General features: G+C 48.6%; 13 protein-coding genes and 13 tRNA genes. All 26 read right to left on the bottom strand.

What is annotated here, in order from left to right:
* Nucleotides 1–201 precede the first annotated feature (201 nt).
* Nucleotides 202–2,259, bottom strand: coding sequence for a Fe(3+)-hydroxamate ABC transporter permease FhuB (gene fhuB / locus H583_RS0109630; RefSeq protein WP_051236264.1), 2,058 nt, complete (start codon nucleotides 2,257–2,259; stop codon nucleotides 202–204).
* Between the two features lie 26 nt (nucleotides 2,260–2,285).
* Entirely contained in the window at nucleotides 2,286–4,304 is a 2,019-nt protein-coding gene (locus H583_RS38255; RefSeq protein WP_161631195.1) for an ABC transporter substrate-binding protein, read from the bottom strand.
* A 275-nt stretch (nucleotides 4,305–4,579) separates the two neighbouring features.
* A complete protein-coding gene (gene iolG, locus H583_RS0109620) occupies nucleotides 4,580–5,593 on the bottom strand; it encodes an inositol 2-dehydrogenase (RefSeq protein ID WP_028560276.1) in 1,014 nt (337 codons plus the stop codon).
* 30 nt (nucleotides 5,594–5,623) lie between these two features.
* On the bottom strand, nucleotides 5,624–7,078 hold the full coding sequence (locus tag H583_RS0109615; RefSeq protein WP_028560275.1) for a CoA-acylating methylmalonate-semialdehyde dehydrogenase: 1,455 nt from the start codon (nucleotides 7,076–7,078) through the stop codon (nucleotides 5,624–5,626).
* A gap of 298 nt (nucleotides 7,079–7,376) precedes the next feature.
* A complete protein-coding gene (iolC, locus tag H583_RS0109610) occupies nucleotides 7,377–8,378 on the bottom strand; it encodes a 5-dehydro-2-deoxygluconokinase (RefSeq protein ID WP_028560274.1) in 1,002 nt (333 codons plus the stop codon).
* Between the two features lie 2 nt (nucleotides 8,379–8,380).
* On the bottom strand, nucleotides 8,381–9,211 hold the full coding sequence (iolB, locus tag H583_RS0109605; RefSeq protein WP_028560273.1) for a 5-deoxy-glucuronate isomerase: 831 nt from the start codon (nucleotides 9,209–9,211) through the stop codon (nucleotides 8,381–8,383).
* Between the two features lie 195 nt (nucleotides 9,212–9,406).
* Nucleotides 9,407–10,321 carry a myo-inosose-2 dehydratase gene (gene iolE, locus H583_RS0109600; protein WP_028560272.1) on the bottom strand — a complete coding sequence of 305 codons (915 nt, stop codon included), beginning with the start codon at nucleotides 10,319–10,321 and terminating at the stop codon, nucleotides 9,407–9,409.
* A gap of 21 nt (nucleotides 10,322–10,342) precedes the next feature.
* A complete protein-coding gene (iolD, locus tag H583_RS0109595; RefSeq protein ID WP_028560271.1) occupies nucleotides 10,343–12,208 on the bottom strand; it encodes a 3D-(3,5/4)-trihydroxycyclohexane-1,2-dione acylhydrolase (decyclizing) in 1,866 nt (621 codons plus the stop codon).
* Between the two features lie 687 nt (nucleotides 12,209–12,895).
* Nucleotides 12,896–13,267 carry a LytTR family transcriptional regulator DNA-binding domain-containing protein gene (locus H583_RS0109590; protein ID WP_028560270.1) on the bottom strand — a complete coding sequence of 124 codons (372 nt, stop codon included), beginning with the start codon at nucleotides 13,265–13,267 and terminating at the stop codon, nucleotides 12,896–12,898.
* Between the two features lie 19 nt (nucleotides 13,268–13,286).
* Nucleotides 13,287–13,406 carry a cyclic lactone autoinducer peptide gene (locus H583_RS36030; RefSeq protein ID WP_081667070.1) on the bottom strand — a complete coding sequence of 40 codons (120 nt, stop codon included), beginning with the start codon at nucleotides 13,404–13,406 and terminating at the stop codon, nucleotides 13,287–13,289.
* A 5-nt stretch (nucleotides 13,407–13,411) separates the two neighbouring features.
* Complete coding sequence (locus H583_RS38110; RefSeq protein ID WP_028560269.1) at nucleotides 13,412–13,930, bottom strand: accessory gene regulator ArgB-like protein; 519 nt, start codon at nucleotides 13,928–13,930, stop codon at nucleotides 13,412–13,414.
* On the bottom strand, nucleotides 13,924–14,559 hold the full coding sequence (locus tag H583_RS0109575) for a hypothetical protein (RefSeq protein ID WP_028560268.1): 636 nt from the start codon (nucleotides 14,557–14,559) through the stop codon (nucleotides 13,924–13,926). Before H583_RS0109575 ends, H583_RS38110 begins: the two co-directional genes overlap by 7 nt.
* Nucleotides 14,560–14,582: 23 nt before the next feature.
* Nucleotides 14,583–14,981, bottom strand: a complete 399-nt coding sequence (locus H583_RS0109570; protein WP_028560267.1) for a helix-turn-helix transcriptional regulator — start codon at nucleotides 14,979–14,981, stop codon at nucleotides 14,583–14,585.
* Between the two features lie 340 nt (nucleotides 14,982–15,321).
* Nucleotides 15,322–15,395: transfer RNA gene (locus tag H583_RS0109565), tRNA-Gly, on the bottom strand.
* Nucleotides 15,396–15,402: 7 nt separating this feature from the next.
* A tRNA-Pro gene (locus H583_RS0109560) sits at nucleotides 15,403–15,479 on the bottom strand.
* Between the two features lie 22 nt (nucleotides 15,480–15,501).
* Nucleotides 15,502–15,578 (bottom strand) — tRNA-Arg (locus H583_RS0109555).
* A 3-nt stretch (nucleotides 15,579–15,581) separates the two neighbouring features.
* A tRNA-Gly gene (locus H583_RS0109550) sits at nucleotides 15,582–15,656 on the bottom strand.
* A 5-nt stretch (nucleotides 15,657–15,661) separates the two neighbouring features.
* Nucleotides 15,662–15,748, bottom strand: a tRNA-Leu gene (locus tag H583_RS0109545).
* Between the two features lie 13 nt (nucleotides 15,749–15,761).
* Nucleotides 15,762–15,834, bottom strand: a tRNA-Lys gene (locus H583_RS0109540).
* 21 nt (nucleotides 15,835–15,855) lie between these two features.
* Nucleotides 15,856–15,931 (bottom strand) — tRNA-His (locus H583_RS0109535).
* 12 nt (nucleotides 15,932–15,943) lie between these two features.
* Nucleotides 15,944–16,027: transfer RNA gene (locus H583_RS0109530), tRNA-Tyr, on the bottom strand.
* 4 nt (nucleotides 16,028–16,031) lie between these two features.
* Nucleotides 16,032–16,107, bottom strand: a tRNA-Thr gene (locus H583_RS0109525).
* A gap of 24 nt (nucleotides 16,108–16,131) precedes the next feature.
* Nucleotides 16,132–16,204, bottom strand: a tRNA-Phe gene (locus tag H583_RS0109520).
* A gap of 12 nt (nucleotides 16,205–16,216) precedes the next feature.
* Nucleotides 16,217–16,293, bottom strand: a tRNA-Asp gene (locus tag H583_RS0109515).
* Nucleotides 16,294–16,333: 40 nt separating this feature from the next.
* Nucleotides 16,334–16,410 (bottom strand) — tRNA-Met (locus H583_RS0109510).
* A gap of 17 nt (nucleotides 16,411–16,427) precedes the next feature.
* Nucleotides 16,428–16,503 (bottom strand) — tRNA-Val (locus tag H583_RS0109505).

Genomic DNA, 16,503 nt, shown 5'->3' with positions numbered 1-16,503 from the left:
CTAAAAGAGCTCAACGGTTGGACTTGGTGCGTAAGAACCCTTGACTCCGCAGAGGGATGGGTTCCTAATGAAAATTTAAAGTCCCATTAGATAAGCTTCAATTCATATCTTCAATCCATTCCCGATCACTCCCGCTACCCGCTACAACCAAATAAAAGCCGTTCGAAACTTCTATCGGTTTGAACGGCTCCGTCACTTCCTTTATTTAGTCGCTCTGGTCCTTCTGCCAGGCGAAGATTTGTAGATTAAATAGATTAGATAAGGACTGCCGATCAAAGCAACGACAACTCCGGATGGCAGCTCTTTCGGCGCCATGATAGTTCGTCCCAGCAAATCCGCCAGCAGCAGCAGAATTGCACCGATCAGGGCTGCGGCTACAATGGAGCGCCTATGATTCATGCCTGTTAGAAGTCTGGCCGCATGCGGCGCGAGCAGTCCAATAAACCCGATGGTGCCGACACTCGCAACCGCCAAAGCCGCGAGCAGCACCGCAATCAGCGATGTATACAACCGTGCCGACTTTACTTTCAAACCTAAACCGGTAGAACTCTCGTCCTGGAAGGTAAGCAGCTCCACCCTGCGTCCCAGCCACCAGCCAATCGGCAGCAGCACTGCCGCTGACCATGCAAGCTCAGTTACGTTGGCCCAGTTCCGGCCATATGTGCTTCCTGCCAGCCAGGTCAGAGCCGGAGCCGCTCCCAGCTTGATCTGGATAACCAGAATATTGATCATAGCCAGCGCTACGGCGGAGACCGCGATTCCTACCAGCGTCATTTTCCCCGGGTCTAGCCCCTTCCGCCAAACAGCGGCAAATACAACTGCTGCTGCTGCCAAGCCGCCCAGCACCGCTGCAACCGGAACCCAGCCGAAGGACAGCTGCGGCAGGGCAACCATCAGCAGCAAAGCGCCTACGCCCGCACCGCCTGTCACCCCGAGCACATGCGCATCTCCCAGCGGGTTGCGAATCGCGCTTTGCAGCAGACTCCCGCTCGCGGCAAACATGGCTCCTGCAAGAATAGATACCAGCATTCTCGGAAGACGGAACTCCATCACTATCTTCTGATGGATTGCGCTTCCCTTGCCTTGAATGACGGCAGCAATTTCGGCCAACGACAGCGACTTGCTGCCGCTGATAAGGCTATATACACTTAAACCCAGCAACAGGAGAACGAGCAGCGTAATCAGCAGCCCAAACGGCAGACGCCTGCCGCCTGTTCCAACCTGCAGGGACGATCCGCTGCTGCTGCCAATTTTGCGCGAGGTACGCAGGGACAGCCAGATCAGCCACGGTGCCCCTATAATTGCGGTCACTGCCCCGGCCGGCAGTTCCCCGTACAAATCGGCGAATCCGCGGGCGAGTGTATCCGCTCCGATCAGGATAGCGCCGCCCCACAAGGCACTGAGCGGCAGCAGCCAAGCATGGCGATGCTGGCCGGACAGCCGCACAATATGCGGCGCGACCAGGCCGATAAATCCGATCGGCCCGACAACGCTGACACTGACGCATGCGACAAGCACCGCCAGCACCATGGCAAAACCTCTGGTCCGTTCTACACGCTGTCCCAGCGAACGGGTCGTCTCCTCCTGGAAGGAGAGCAGATCGAGGTTGCGGGACATCAGCAGGGCAATGAGCAAGCCGCCCAGTACCCACGGCCAGCTGAACTGTACCCCGGACCAGCTGTTCTGAATCAGCGACCCTGACCCCCACAGGTAGACACCCCTGGCAGATTCCTCATTCAATAGAAACAGTGCATTGGTAATCGATGAAAAGGCCAGCGTAATGATCATCCCGGATAATACCATCCGAATGGGTGTACTCTTCTTGCCCCCACTAAGCATGTAAACAGCTCCCGCGGCTGCCAAGCCCCCGATAGCCGCAAACAACAGAGGAGCCTGCTTGAAAAAGGACGGCCACAGAATTGTACCGGCCACAACAGCCAGATAAGCTCCGGCGTTAACCCCGAGTGTTGTCTCCGAGGCGAGCGGGTTGCGGCTGACCGTCTGCATCAGCGCACCGGCTATAGCCAGGGCAGCCCCCGAGATAAGCGCCATGATGGTACGCGGCATCCGGACACCGCGAATGAGGTGATGATCCGGCGTATCCTGCGGAGAGATGATCGCATCCACTACGGTACGTACGGATATATTGGCCAGTCCCTGTGTCAGACTGATGAAGCCAAGTGCCAACAGCAGCAGCAATCCGGCTAGCAACCATAGGAGGCCCCTGGCTTTCCGCTCTGGACGGATAGAGGCCTCCATCATATTTACACGGGTTTGCAGCCTGCTCATTTTGTTAGCAGATCAGCCGCTTTTTGCGCCAGAATTTGCGAGGATAAAGGACCGCCATATGGCCATACGTCGCCGCCCAAACCGTACACACGGTTTTCTTTGACGAAATTCAAGCTTTTCCATACCGCATTGTTCTTCAGCTGGTTCTCGATAACATTATCGTCATCCTGGATAATATGCAGGAAGTTGGCATCCTGTAAAGCCGGCAAGGCTTCCACATCAGCTGTAGTAAAGCCATATACCTCGGTCTTCTCCGGCTTGTGCGCATTCTTCAGTCCGATATGCTCAAGCACCTTCACAGCAAGTGCATTATCCGTAGATAAACGGAATACAACAGCGTCCTGATTGCTGTAGCCCATTGCCAATACGAATGGCGCATCCAGCTTTCCGGCTTCGGTAATCTTGGCTTTTGCTGCTGCGTAGGTATCATCAAGCTGCTTCATCACAGCGGCAGCCTCGTCCTTCTTACCCAAAATGTCTGCAATTTCATTAAAGGTATCAACCATGGCATCGTACTGGTCACGGCCGTCCTCAACCGGGTAAGGCTGGTACGCAATCGTCGGCGCGATACTGCTCATCGCCTCATAGCTGGTCTCCAGGTTCCGGTCCAGACCGATAATCAAATCCGGCTCCAGAGAGGTCAGCAGTTCCATATCCGGAGCATTTCTGACACCAATATCAACGACATCACTGCCGATTTCAACCGGGACTTTAACCCATTTCTGCATTCCCTTAATATCTGCCATTCCGACAGGCTGAACACCGAGCGCCAATACATCTTCCGCAATCGACCATTCCAGCACGACGACACGCTGAGGTACGCCTTCAATTACAGTTTCGCCCAGAGCATGCTTAATTGTTCTGCTCTGCTGCTCAGCCCCCTGATTCGCTTCCTTGCCTGCGGACTGACTATTTGAAGTCTGATTGCCTGCCGGTTTCTGATTCACACCGTTGTTCGTACCTGCCGCTCCACCGCATGCGCTCAGGACGAGCATTGCACATAATAGCATGGCTGCTGCCACACCTGGTTTTACAAATCGTATCATTGCTGTAGACCCTCCAAGTTTATACTGATAATCATTATCAATATAACCTTTGTCCCTTAGGGTTTCAAGGGAGGATCTTAGGATAAAAGCAGGACTATACTCGGATTCTATCGAAACATCGATTCTTTTTTGTTTCTTAAACCGGGAGGGAGCCACACCTGTAACCTTCTTAAATATACGCCCAAAATAATAAACATCCTTATAGCCAACCTTGGCAGAAATCTCTCGCAGCGGCGCGTCGTTCTCCATCATCAACTCCGCCGCCTTATTAATTCTAAGCTGAATCAAATATTCAATCGGGCTGATGCCAATCTGCTCCTTAAAGATCGAGGACAAATGGGCTACGCTGTAATTTACATAATCAGCCAAATGCTGCAGGGACAGCGGCTTTCCATAATGCTCATGGATGTATTGCACAATATGAGAGACCGGATCACCCTGCAAGCCCTGCTCCTCGTTCCCCTCATCAAGCTGACAGACAACTTCATGCACAAACTGAAGCAGCAGCCCTTTTTGAAACAGCCGATCACGGTCACTGCCGCGATGCCAGCTTTCATAGAGCTGTTTGACCAGATCAAGCAGGATAACGGAGGACTTGGATAAAAAGCCGTACTGGATATCGAGCGGAGCGCCAGACGGCTCCACATGCATGCAAGGCAGCATATCGGATGATGTGTGCTCCGCCTGATATAGAATCCAGTACATCTCGCAATCCTCAATCAGCGGCTCGATTTGCAGTTCCTGTCCCTTGCCGCTGTGAATGACGAAGCCTGGCCTGACCCTGTAGCTCCTGTCTCCTGTCTGAATATGTGCTGATCCCCTTATGACATATAAAAAGCTGCCCGCAGGCAGTACACATGCGTGACATAGGTCTGGCAATACAACTGTAAGATGGCGGACGTCTATGATTTTTACCTGGGCGCGGTCCCATTGAAATAGATGGTCCTGTACAGCTGAAGTTCTGTCCATTGAATGCCGCTCCATTCTTTCTATTGAAAATCATTCTCACTACGTATCATATTATAGTCAACTGCAACGATTATCGCAATAAAACCGCATACCAAATATAGGCTGCCTGCGTTCCACAGTTTTCCAATATCCGCCGGATAAAAGAAAAGCGGTGCAAGAGGGCTACTCTACGCCCTTGCACCGCCTGATTACGATCATAAGTTCAATATTTCTACCTGCTCTAAAGTACTGGCTGGCCAGCCTGTCAGATGCAGGATAAGGCTCATATATTGCAATTACAGTGCAGCAAGTTCCTTCAAGGCTACCGGACGGTTTTCCTTGATAGATAATCTGGCAGCATGAGCGATCAGCTCTGCCTGATAGCCGTCATTAGCCGTAACAGGGACGAGATCATTCGCAACGATCGCTTCCACGAAGGCTTGAATTTCTTTAATATAAGCGTTGTTGTAACGCTCCAGGAAGAAGTACAGCGGCTTGTCTCTGTATACTCCATCATTGGTGTACAGCTCAGCAGAATTCGGGAAGTCGTTCTGAATGGTCAGACAGCCTTCGGAACCGAACACTTCTACACGCTGGTCATAATAATGCGCTTTACGGCTGTTATCGATAACACCAAGCGCTCCATTGGCAAAGCGCAGAGAGATCGTAGCTGTATCCACATCATTATGCTTCGCAAACGCAGGATCAATCAGAACTGCGCCTTGAGCATAAACCTCTACAACATCGCTGTTCATCATGAAACGCGCCAGGTCAAAATCATGGATCGCCATATCGATGAACAGGCCGCCGGAGCTAGGGATATAGTCCGGGTGAGGCGGTGCAGGGTCTCTGGAGGTGATCTTCAGCATGTGAGGATCGCCGATTTTACCTGCGCGTACAAGCTCTTCCACACGGCTCATGTTATGGTCGAATCTGCGGTTGAAGCCCGTCTGGAACTTCACGCCATGCTTTTTCACCAGCTCCACGATTTCCGCTGTCTCCTGCAGGTTGAAGCTGATCGGCTTCTCACAGAAGATATGCTTGCCCGCTTCAGCAGCTTCTTTAATAATCGAAATATGCGTATCTGTCGGAGAGCAGATCAGGATTGCATTGATCTCCTCGTCCTGAAGAATATTGCGGTAATCGTTGCTTACATTCTCGATCCCGCAGGATGCTGCCCAATCTTTAATCGAATCTGCGAACAAGTCGGAGATCGCCTTGATTTTAACTTGCGGCAGGTTTTTCAAATTTTCAGCATGCAGCTTGCCGATCCGGCCCGCTCCAATAATACCCAGCTTGATTTGCTCCATCCGTGTGCCTTCCTTTCTTTCCCCTACAAATTAATAACGGGCTACGATCATTTTCTTGCGAGTGAAGAATTCCACGCCATCTTTGCCGTTTGCATGCAGATCGCCGTAGAACGATTTTTTGTAACCGGAGAACGGGAAGAATGCCATAGGAGCCGGAACACCTACGTTAACACCCAGCATACCCGCATCGATTGTCTCTCTGAATTGTCTGACCGCGCTCAAGCCGGAAGTGTACAGACACGCACCATTCGCGAATTCGGATTTATTCGTCAGCTCAATGGCTTCGTCCAAAGTTTCAACACGTACAATTTGCAGCACAGGAGCGAAGATTTCGTCATTCCAAATGGTCATGCCAGGCTTCGCATGGTCAAAGATTGTCGGGCCAACGAAGTAGCCTTTGCCTTGCGCTTCTGCATTTGTACGTCCGTCCAGCTTCAGCTCCGCGCCTTCCTCTACACCTTTTTCGATATAGGAAATCGTACGCTCCTTGTGTCCGCCACGGATAACCGGTCCGAGGAAGTTGTTCTTCTCCAGTCCGTTACCGATCGTAAGCTGCTTCGCAGCATCCAGCAGGCGCTCTACAAGCTGATCAGCTGTGTCGCCAACAGCAACCACAACGGAAGCAGCCATACATCTTTCACCCGCAGAACCAAACGCTGCATTGATAATTTCTTTAACAGTCAAGTCCATGTTAGCATCCGGCATAACGATGGAGTGGTTTTTCGCTCCGCCCAGCGCTTGCACACGTTTGCCGTGAGCTGCTGCTGTTTTGTACACATATTCGGCTACAGGCTGGGAACCAACGAAGGAGATTGCACTCACTTGCTCATGCTCCAGCAATCCGTTCACGACATCATGCGCGCCGTTTACGATGTTGAACACGCCATCCGGCAATCCAGCTTCCTGAAGCAGCTCAGCCAGGCGAATAGCCAGCAGCGGAGTGCGCTCAGAAGGCTTCAGCACGAATGTATTACCGCAAGCAATCGCCAGCGGGAACATCCAGCAAGGTACCATCATCGGGAAGTTGAACGGTGTAATACCGCCGACAACCCCGATTGGGTAACGGTACATCGTTGATTCCAGACCTGTTGCGATATCTGGCAGCGTGCTTCCCATCATCAGGGTTGGAGCGCCTGCAGCGAACTCAACGCACTCAATACCGCGTTGTACTTCACCTTTCGCTTCTGCCAGGTTTTTACCGTTCTCGATAGTGATCAGCTCAGCAAGCTCATCCCATTTATCAACCAGCAATTGCTGATATTTGAACATAATGCGTGCGCGGCGCGGAACCGGAGTTTTGCTCCACTCCTTGAAAGCTTCCTTCGCTGTTTTTACCGCGTGATCTACATCAGCAGTTGAAGACAACGGAACTGTAGCGATAACCTCTCCAGTAGCCGGGTTGACTACTTGATCGCTTTTACCGGAAGTTGCTTCAATCCATTTACCGCCAACAAAATTGAGAACCTGTTTGATTTCTGTGCTCATTTTTATGTCCTCCATTTCCTGTACTGACAGGGTTTATCCTTCTATGCTTAACAGCATGACAATGCTGCAAAACGACTCTCGATTCCTTACGACGTTTCCCACCAAGCTGCCTATCCATTGTATCCATCACAGTATGCTTTTACCGGACTGAATCAAAAATACGCTGCTTCTTGATCTGTGCCGGCAGCTTCACACTGCACTTCTCTATTAGGGCTGGTCTGATGCCAGCTTTATCTATATTTTGCTGCTACTGCCTTGTCTATGTGCGATGCTGACGGTTAAGCGTGCCCGCACTCTATTACTGCAATGCTTTATGCTCTGCGATCAACGCTTCGATCTGCTCCACGGTCGGCATTGCGTCCGAACAGCTGTGGCTGGATACGACGATGGAAGCTGCTGCGCTGCCATACTCCTGGCATTTGTCCAGCGGACGGTTTTGGAACAGCGAGTAAATGAAAGCTCCTGCATAGGCATCACCTGCGCCGAAGGTTTTCACCATATTTTTCGCCGGGAAAATACCGCCTTTGTACACTGTGCCATCCTTCGTATAGACGATGGAGCCATTGCCGCCATGCTTCACGACGACGATCTGGGCTTTGTCTTCCAGCCAGTAGTTTGCGGTTGCCTGATCATCCTTGGTGTCCGGCCCAGCGGTCAGCTCCAAAATGTCAAACTCCTCACGTCCGCCGAGAATAACATCACACTGTGCTGCTGCAAGGTTGCAATACGTGCTTGCTTCCTCCAGGGATTGCCATGTAAAGGCACGATAATCGATGTCCAAAATCGTTACAACCTTGTGCTTGCGTGCATAAGCCAGAGCCTGGAACACAGCTTCACGGGAAGGACTCTTCGCCAGTGCCGTACCAGAGATCAGCAAAGCTTTGCTCTTGGCAATCAGGTCTTCACGTACTTCAGAAGCTTTCAGCTCCAAATCAGCCGCATGCTCGCGGTACATCAGAATACTGCAATCTGTTGGTGCTTTGATTTCAGTCAAAGCCAGACCAGTTACAGCTCCTGTATCATCCACGACCAGATTGTCGGTGTTGATATTTTGCTTGTCCATGTACTGCTTAATGAACCGGCCCAGCGCGTCATCCGCGATTTTGCCAATGAACCCGGTACGTGCGCCAAGTCTTGCCAGTGCAATTGTAATGTTCGCGGGAGACCCGCCGACATACTTGGTGAACGTCGAGGTTTCTTCCATCGGACGGTTAATTTCATTCGCGTTTAAGTCTACACAAGCTCTGCCCAGGGCAACAAAATCAAGCTCGCGATTTTCTGGGAATTTCAAGCCGCTCATGCCTATTCCTCCTTAGCTGGCGCAGCCTTCATCAGCCATTCATGCGCCGGATCATTGTAAAATTTCCACGTTCTTACCGGTCCAGCCATCACGTTCAAATAGTACAGATTATAGCCTGGAGCTGCTGATACCGGGTGGAAGCCCTTAGGCACCAGCACGGCATCTCCATCCTTCAGCACAAGCGTCTCATCAAGCGGCTCCGGATCATCAATCGTATACACACGCTGTACGGCAAAGCCGTGCGCAGGCTCGATCTTATGGTAATAGGTCTCTTCCAGGAATGATTCTACAGGAAGATTGTCCTGGTCATGTTTGTGAGGCGGGTAGCTCGACCAGTGGCCGCCTGGCGTATAGACTTCTACGACCAGCAGGCTGTCAGCCGGCTCCTGTTCAGGCAGAATGTTATGGATATAGCGCTCCGTGCTGTCTTGGCCGCGCTTCTCAACGCCAACATGCGCAGGCTCGATCACTCTTGCCTTGTGATTGCCCTTGCCTGGCGCCGCGCACAGCGCAACCTCTACAGCAGTAAGAGCTTCAACTGTGAACTCGTCATGCGGCGGGACATACAGGCTATATGGCGGAATCTGCTCGAATACACTCATTCTTTGCCCGATTTCTACCTTCTCTAGCTCATTCGTGTTGACTGCAGCGCGGCCGGACAGCAATACCGCGCAAAACTCCTGGTCTCCAGTTTGTCTGACCAGCTTTTGTCCTTGCTCCAGCTTGAACACTTCAAAGCCTACATAAGTCCAGCCTGCGGATTCCGGTGTAATCTCCAGCACTCTGCCGTTCTCATCAGGTTGTTTGCTGGTTGGTACGATAAGCTCTGCCATAATGTCCTCCCTGTTGCCTGAACATATCTTCAGAATGCCATGACATGTTCAGGCGCATATTTTACCTTTATTACTGAACCGTTAATAAATCTATTTCAACCTATGATCGCTATAATTCCGGAATCAATTCTGACCGGTTAGAATGAATGAGTTTACCCATCAAGCCCCATACAAATCGAATTCAATGCAGCCGAATTAACCTTCGCTATTCAGCTTGGCCATTACACCATCAATGTACTGGATGCCCTTCTTAGCGTATTCGTACGGATTGGCTACGCCAGGGTCCTGCTCCGCTTCAATAATCATCCAGTCGTCATAGCCGATCTCATTCAGCTTGCGGAAGATAGGCTCAAAGTCGATTGCGCCATCACCAGGCACTGTAAATACGCCTTGAATAACGGCTGTCTGGAACGGAATTCCTTCTTGGCTTACGCGATCCCGTACGTCCTGACGTACGTCCTTGAGATGCACATAACCCAAGCGGTCAGCGTGCTTTTCCAGCAGCGCAAGCGGGTCTGTTCCGCCGTAGTAGGCATGACCGGTATCGTACAGCATGTGCACAAGAGACGGGTCGGTGGTTGCCATCAGACGATCAATTTCCTCGCCGCGCTCCACATTCGTTCCGATATGGTAGTGGTACACCAGCTTCATGCCATATTCGCGGCAAATCTCCCCAGCCTGGTGCAGCCCTTCTACCATCGCATTCCACTCCTCATCACTGAGTGGCTTAACATCCCGCTCGGACGGGTCACGGCGCGGATCACCGATAATGGAGCCGCCCAACTCACAGGTTACAACAACCTTGCTGCCCATTTGAGAAAGGAACTCGACATGCTTTCTGTAAGCAGCCAGTTCTTCCTCGCGGCGGGAAGGATCGGAGAACAATACGCCCTTCCATTGCGAAGTCAATTGAATGCCTCTGTCAGCGAGCTTCTGCTTTAATTCCACCGGGTCCTTCGGGAATTTCCGGCAGTTCTCCGTCGCTTTGAAGCCAAGCGATTCAAAGTCATTCATCAAATCTTCAAATGTATAATGATCCCCAAGCTCAAGTACGTCTTCGTTGACCCAGTTAATCGGGGAAATTCCAAGCTTTAATGTTTTGCCGCTCATCGCTCCGCCTCCGTCATCTGATTAATATGGTTTAATCTGAAGCAGCTTTTGCCCCAGCTTGTCGCTTGCCTGATTGACCTTCTCGCTCTCGGAGACTTCCGCAACGCCTACACGCCACCAGGACTCGTAGTCGCCTGTGTTCGTTCCAGGCAATACACGAATTTCAATCAGTGTAGAGCTTTCTTCTTTCTTCGCACTTTCCAGCGCGCTGCGCAGCTCATCAATCGTCGTTGCAGAGAACGCTTTGACGCCCAGGCCTTGTGCGATCAGAGAGAAGTCAATTGGCATGTAACCGCCGGTGAGACGACCGCTCTCCTCTTCACGGAAGCGGAACTCATTGCCGAACCCGTTGCTGCCGTGGCCGCGCTGCAGGTTATGGATACATTGGAAGCCGTGGTTGTTCAGCAAAATAACGTTGATCTTCTTGCCTTCCTGAATACTGGTCAGCAGCTCCGAATGCAGCATCAGGAAGCTTCCGTCACCAACGAACGAATATACCTCACGGTGAGGATGCGCCAGCTTAACGCCAAATGCGCCGGATACTTCATAACCCATGCAGGAGAATCCGTATTCCATATGGTAGGTTTGCGGAGCCTCAGAGCGCCACACACGATGCAGGTCGCCCGGCAGGCTGCCCGCTGCACATACGATAACATCCTCTTTGCCGAGGAATGAATTCAGTTCGCCCAGCACTCTTGTTTGCACCAGACCGTCTTCACGCTCCAGGCTGTACAGTCTGTCAACCTCTGAATCCCATTCCGCTTTAAGCGTCTGGAGCTGCTCAGCTTGATAAGCCACTTTATAATTGCTTTGCTCCAGCTTCTGCTGCAAGGCAATCAGCGCTTCCTTTGCATCTGCTACCAGCATAGTGGAATCCAGCTTCATTGCATCAAAGGAGCTAACGTTGATGGACAGGAACTGAACATCCGGATTTTGGAACGCACTCTTCGAAGCCGTCGGGAAATCCGCCAGTCTGGTACCGACGCAGATAATGAGATCAGCTTCTTTGGCCAGCTTGTTGGAAGCCAGAGAACCCGTTACCCCGATTGCTCCCATATAGAGCGGATGGTTCCAGGCTACTGCGCTTTTGCCTGCCTGTGTTTCTGTTACCGGAATGCCGAACTTCTCAGCAAAGGCAATCAGCTCTTGAGTTGCCAGAGAATAATGAACACCGCCGCCGGCAATAATGAGCGGACGTTGTGCGCTCTGAATAGCTGCTACTACACGCTGCAATGCACCCGTGGTTGGCAGGCGTCTTTCGATATAGTGAACTCGCTTGGCGAAAAATTCTTCCGGATAGTCATAAGCTTCACATTGAACATCTTGAGGCAGCGACAATGTAACTGCACCCGTATCCACTGGATCAGTCAGTACACGCATCGCTTGAAGCGCTGCTGTAATCAATTGTTCCGGACGGGAAATCCGGTCCCAATAACGGCTGACAGGTTTAAATGCATCATTGGCCGAAATGGTGTAATCAGTCGGATCCTCGATTTGCTGCAATACAGGGTCAGGCTGACGGCATGCAAAAATATCTCCAGGCAAGAACAGAACCGGAATCCGGTTCACAGTCGCTGTACCTGCAGCAGTTACCATGTTGAGCGCACCAGGTCCGATGGACGAAGTACATGCAAAAATCTCCAAGCGGTTATTCTGCTTGGCAAATGCCATTGCAGCATGGGCCATTCCCTGCTCATTCTTTCCTTGGATGAATTCCAGCTGGCCTTTATCATTCTCCAGCGCTTCACCGATTCCCGTCACGTTCCCGTGCCCGAAAATCCCCATTACACCTTTTACAAACTTCTGTTCTTGTCCGTCAACACTAATATACTGATTATCCAAAAAACGCAGTAACGCTTGAGCCATCGTCAATCGGATTGTACTCATATCGAACCTCCACTATATAGGGTATGCGCTTAACCTTATAATAAAAAAATATACAAATCTACTGGCTGATCAAACAAATTAATCACTATAAGCCTCTTACCGTCTGTCCGATCCCAACCATTCTTAGACAACACTGATGGTACTTCGTCCGCTATGGGCTTTACTGCTTTTGTCTGGATCTTAACCCCTTGGTATAGAAGGGAAAAAGAACCTGCCAACAAAACGGCTGTCTTGCTGCTTTCAGCATGATCATCATTGTCCGCTAAGCTTTAGGTTTCGTCCATTCCACTTATTTCATTCATCTCTAAGAAAGAAAAGTAAGGGTAAGCGCTTTACTCACTTGTATTATACCCTATTCGCCCTACCCATTACAATAGCGTTTACAAAATTGATGCTGGATATAAATGAGAAGAAGGCTGGACGTATGGATCTGGTTAGTTAGATATTGGACAGGTAAAGAAAGAAGGTAACGATGCTAATAGTTGAAGTGCTGTATTAAGGGGTTACATTCGTGGTTGAGGAAATCGGTGATAAAATAGGGAGCGACGAACATGAGCTTTCGTCAATTGAATCAACATTGGTTGATTCAATTTGTGATTACGATTATATATCCGTTCATCGCTTTATAAATTTTAGCGCAAGGCAGGAACTCTGACTAAAAAGTCCCCGCTAGACAGGTGGTTCTTCCTAATTAATGATGAGTGATGGATTAATGTCCTTAATTTGTTTGACGATCGATCTGTAATTCGTGAGCGCGATAGTGCAGCCCTTAGAATAGGTAGAGATATGCTCATCAAAGTAAAGCATTCCACGTTCCTGGTCAATTAGAACTACATTATCCATATTAACAACCGTATTACGATCAACTTTCTCGTACCTGTATCCTGATGCATTCAGGGCCGCGTAAAAATATTTCAATGAGCCAAATGCTGTATAATCTTCATACTTCAAGTGGAATACAACACGACCATCTTCATGGGATAAATATAAAACATCTTCTGGTTTGACCTGGAAGAATCCAGATTTACCTTCAACATCTTTAGTTAAAGATAATAACAATGTTGACACCCCCAATTTTTCACAGCAACTCCTCTGGTGTCTTTTCCTGATGAATATAAAGCCAACTAGCAGTGCTAACTATCATAACGGCCAATGCCCCTAAAATTGTTGCAATATGGTACACCATTTTTTTTTTCATCTTATCTAACTCCTCCTTACTTTAATTAATGTTAAACATTGAAAAAAGAAAGCAGCAGCAATTGAATTAGAGAGAAAAAAAATATTTAAAAGAACTACTACAACAGTAGCTATTTTTAAAAGTGGAAAGTATTTGGTTGGTATTCTCGTTTGCTTTTCAATTCCAGAAGGAGCATAAATCAGTGCCAGGACCGCTGCGGCAATTATCAAAATGTACGTGATATGCCGCTCAAATGATAGCAGAGACAGTAAAGTAAAAATAACAGTTGTTACTAATATACAAAGCGATCCCGATTTTAAATGATATCCTCCGGATAGTTGCCGTAGGAAGGCGAAACCGCACATGACGATTATCGCCTCCACGACTCTTCCAGTAGTTAGAGAAACTATAAACGTAAATAATGTTGTAAAAAACGCATTAAGCAGAAACGAAATGGAATACCTTAAAACTTCTACACTTCGTGGATGCTCTGGAACTATACTTTTTATCTTCACGGCAAGAGAATGAGCGATGAGATTCACCATTCTTTTTTATCTTTAACCTCTTTTCTAATAGAGTAAAATAAAAAAATAATCATTGCAACTACGAAACCAATCAAGTTCAAAACCATATCCCCAAAATAAACCATTACAATTAATCCAATAGCTGAAACAGCAATAAGAAAAATTACAAAAAATCTTTCTCCCTTGAGCCGAATCTTTTCAAACTCAAATGTGAATCCAAGTCTTTTATTGTAAATAAACCAGCCCAAAAATGTGCCTATCAGTCCACACAATGTTTGAACAGTATAAGCCTTCCAGGTATATAGCTGTACCTGTTCAATAGAAAAATACCCGAACGAAAAATAAATGATTGCAGTCTGAATAATTGCGAACCCTAAAAATCCTGTTAATACCATAATAAATGACCATATAATAGGAACACGAACGATTGTAGTAAAAAATAGAACGCTTATAATTATATTTACTAATGGGGCTAGCATACTAAGCTCTAACATGTCTCTTATCACATAGTTTTGAAAGTTCACTAGCAGAATGATTAAAAGAACATGCCAGATATATTTCTTTAAATCCATTCTGAATATATAGAGGGCTAACGCGTATGTTGCCAAGCCTTCAATTGTAGAGAAAATCATAAATAAAGCAAAATCCATCAGTTGCACCCCTATTAAATATTTTAGCCCCTATTCTCATTTTCTTTATCCTGCATACTTCGACTTAATGCATAGTTGTTTATTTCTTTTGGATCAAACCAAGGATTTCTGCCATTTGGATCTGTATGTATCGGCTTAGGAAACTTCCCTTTATATCCCGGCTTTTGGCTTGCTAATGCCAGTTTATAAATGGCCTGACGAGTTATCCCTATTATTTCAGCAGCTTGCACGGAGTTTATTAATTTCCTTTTTTTTAGATTAAGCGGCTCTAACTCGGAAAAATATATCGACCTTACTATTCCACACTTTAAAACTGTCTGCCGATATAAGACGATTACTTGAGTGTCCGTAACTCCTTCAGGTACATCAAGTACCAATATAGCGCAATCATCTATACTCAGTGCTACTGTTCTCTTAGTCATTCTTCTCCCCTTCTTCTCTTTATCTTTCAATCTTAATCGATTAAGGTTTACTTATAAACCGAACATAATGAGAACGTATAGATATTTTTTACTAGATGGAGTTAAATCTGTCCCACGATATAGAGACTTTTGTAGCATAATTATAAAGATGGATTTAAAATACAGAAAATCATTACAACCTTTAGAAGGATAAATAAGGAGTGATTAAATTGGAGTTAAAACCTGGGGAAACCTGCAAAGGAACCTTCTATAGACAAGGTGCACTCTGATATATTAAGTTAAGCAATATGAACGAAAATAAAAAACCCTTGTAACACAAGGGTTTCAGAAGTTTAAATTATGGAGCGGGTGATGGGAATCGAACCCACGCTACCAGCTTGGAAGGCTGGAGTTCTACCATTGAACTACACCCGCATTATGATGGTCGGGATGACACGATTTGAACATGCGACCCCCTGGTCCCAAACCAGGTGCTCTACCAAGCTGAGCTACATCCCGAAGACAATCATAAGAAAATAAATGGCGTGCCCTGAGAGATTCGAACTCCCGGCCTTTTGATTCGTAGTCAAACGCTCTATCCAGCTGAGCTAAGGGCACTTATGGAGCGGAAGACGGGAATCGAACCCGCGACCCTCGCCTTGGCAAGGCGATGCTCTACCGCTGAGCCACTTCCGCAAGTATGGTGCGGTCGAGAGGACTCGAACCTCCACGGCTGTTACACCACTAGAACCTGAATCTAGCGCGTCTGCCAATTCCGCCACGACCGCAAATTATGAAGCATGAGACATGTAGGATTCGAACCTACGACACCCTGATTAAAAGTCAGGTGCTCTACCAACTGAGCTAATGTCTCACAGTTGGCTTATTACTTAAATGGGGCGATCGATGGGACTTGAACCCACGAATGCCGGAGCCACAGACCGGTGCGTTAACCCCTTCGCCACGACCGCCTTAAAAAAAACTGGTGGAGGATGATGGATTCGAACCACCGAACCCGAAGGAACAGATTTACAGTCTGCCGCGTTTAGCCACTTCGCTAATCCTCCATGATGGTGCCGTCGAGAGGACTTGAACCCCCAACCTACTGATTACAAGTCAGTTGCTCTACCAGTTGAGCTACAACGGCAAGTATACAATTTTCCACTAAAGGTGGCTCGGGACGGAATCGAACCGCCGACACGAGGATTTTCAGTCCTCTGCTCTACCAACTGAGCTACCGAGCCAAATGATGTAAATGGCGGAGCTGACGGGATTCGAACCCGCGGTCTCCTGCGTGACAGGCAGGCATGTTAGGCCTCTACACCACAGCTCCACATTATAAGTCCCGGAATTTCTCCGAAGGTAAAACAAATTGGTTGCGGGGGCAGGATTTGAACCTGCGGCCTTCGGGTTATGAGCCCGACGAGCTACCGGGCTGCTCCACCCCGCGTCGTTAATTACTTTATATGGTGGACGCTGACGGGATCGAACCGCCGACCCTCTGCTTGTAAGGCAGATGCTCTCCCAGCTGAGCTAAGCGTCC

The sequence above is a fragment of the Paenibacillus pinihumi DSM 23905 = JCM 16419 genome, from assembly GCF_000422505.1.
GTDB classification, from domain to species: Bacteria; Bacillota; Bacilli; order Paenibacillales; family Paenibacillaceae; genus Paenibacillus_D; species Paenibacillus_D pinihumi.
Note: the sequence above shows the minus strand (reverse complement) of the source record. Positions and strands in the feature narration are given on the sequence as shown.

Coding starts and splice junctions, on each gene's coding strand:
- fhuB (WP_051236264.1), bottom strand. CDS start 2,259: ATGGAGGCCTCTATCCGTCCAGAGCGGAAAGCCAGGGGCCTCCTATGG.
- H583_RS38255 (WP_161631195.1), bottom strand. CDS start 4,304: ATGGACAGAACTTCAGCTGTACAGGACCATCTATTTCAATGGGACCGC.
- iolG (WP_028560276.1), bottom strand. CDS start 5,593: ATGGAGCAAATCAAGCTGGGTATTATTGGAGCGGGCCGGATCGGCAAG.
- H583_RS0109615 (WP_028560275.1), bottom strand. CDS start 7,078: ATGAGCACAGAAATCAAACAGGTTCTCAATTTTGTTGGCGGTAAATGG.
- iolC (WP_028560274.1), bottom strand. CDS start 8,378: ATGAGCGGCTTGAAATTCCCAGAAAATCGCGAGCTTGATTTTGTTGCC.
- iolB (WP_028560273.1), bottom strand. CDS start 9,211: ATGGCAGAGCTTATCGTACCAACCAGCAAACAACCTGATGAGAACGGC.
- iolE (WP_028560272.1), bottom strand. CDS start 10,321: ATGAGCGGCAAAACATTAAAGCTTGGAATTTCCCCGATTAACTGGGTC.
- iolD (WP_028560271.1), bottom strand. CDS start 12,208: ATGAGTACAATCCGATTGACGATGGCTCAAGCGTTACTGCGTTTTTTG.
- H583_RS36030 (WP_081667070.1), bottom strand. CDS start 13,406: ATGAAAAAAAAAATGGTGTACCATATTGCAACAATTTTAGGGGCATTG.
- H583_RS38110 (WP_028560269.1), bottom strand. CDS start 13,930: ATGGTGAATCTCATCGCTCATTCTCTTGCCGTGAAGATAAAAAGTATA.
- H583_RS0109575 (WP_028560268.1), bottom strand. CDS start 14,559: ATGGATTTTGCTTTATTTATGATTTTCTCTACAATTGAAGGCTTGGCA.
- H583_RS0109570 (WP_028560267.1), bottom strand. CDS start 14,981: ATGACTAAGAGAACAGTAGCACTGAGTATAGATGATTGCGCTATATTG.